2 protein-coding genes are annotated in these 794 nt (G+C 42.7%); both read left to right on the top strand.

Annotation, left to right across the window (positions count from 1 at the left end):
- Positions 1–255, top strand: a 255-nt coding sequence (locus tag D1841_RS17690; protein ID WP_166554339.1) for an iron-containing alcohol dehydrogenase, incomplete at its 5' end; no start/stop codon positions are given.
- 146 nt (positions 256–401) lie between these two features.
- Positions 402–794: DUF362 domain-containing protein (locus D1841_RS17695; RefSeq protein WP_166554340.1), on the top strand; the 393-nt coding region annotated here is incomplete at its 3' end.

Raw genomic sequence — 794 nt, forward strand, 5'->3', positions numbered from 1 at the left:
TGTGAATTTTTCCGGGAAATCTTTGGCGTTGAGGGAACCTGCGAACAAGAGATTATCCAAAATGGAATTGCTGCCTTAGAGCGTTTTATTGCGGAGATTGGCCTTTCTCAAAGACTGGAAATAGAGGAAAGAGATTTTGCTAAGTTGGCTGAACAGACGCTGAATGGAAGACCGTTTATCGGATGGGGCCTGGCAGGGCTTTCTGCCGCAGATATAGAAAAAATTTATAGAAAATGCCTGGTATGTGTTGCATAAGCGCAACAGGTTTGCGAGTACACGCAACAAGATTTGTTATTTTCATAACAATTCCTTGCAAAAATCACATTTTTTCTTTGGCACAGTTTTTGCTCTAGTTAGAAATGTAATTATAAATTATGTCGGAATTTTTAAGGAGGAGAAAAATGAGTAAAGCGAAATCACTGGTTGCTCTTGCAAAAGGCGATGATATTCAGGCAAATGTAACAAAGGTATTTGACCTGATGGGCGGTGTTACCAATGTCATTCGCAAAGGGACTACTGTGGTTCTAAAACCAAACGCAGGACATGCGGAACCACCAGAAACTTCTGTATGTACCAATCCGGAGGTAGTAAGGGCGGTTATTCGCGAGGTAAAAAAGGCAGAACCGAAGAGAATTATCGTAGCGGAAGCTGCTGCAATTGGATGTGATACGATGGAATGCTTTAAGGTCAGCGGCATTCAGGCTGTTGCTGAAGAGGAAGGCGTTGAACTGATGGATATCAAACGCGACAAGGATTTGGTAAAGGTCGCAGTTCGCGGATTCCGCTCTAATATC

Origin of the sequence: Neglectibacter sp. X4, assembly GCF_009917365.1 — a bacterium.
GTDB lineage: Bacteria > Bacillota > Clostridia > Oscillospirales > Acutalibacteraceae > Acutalibacter.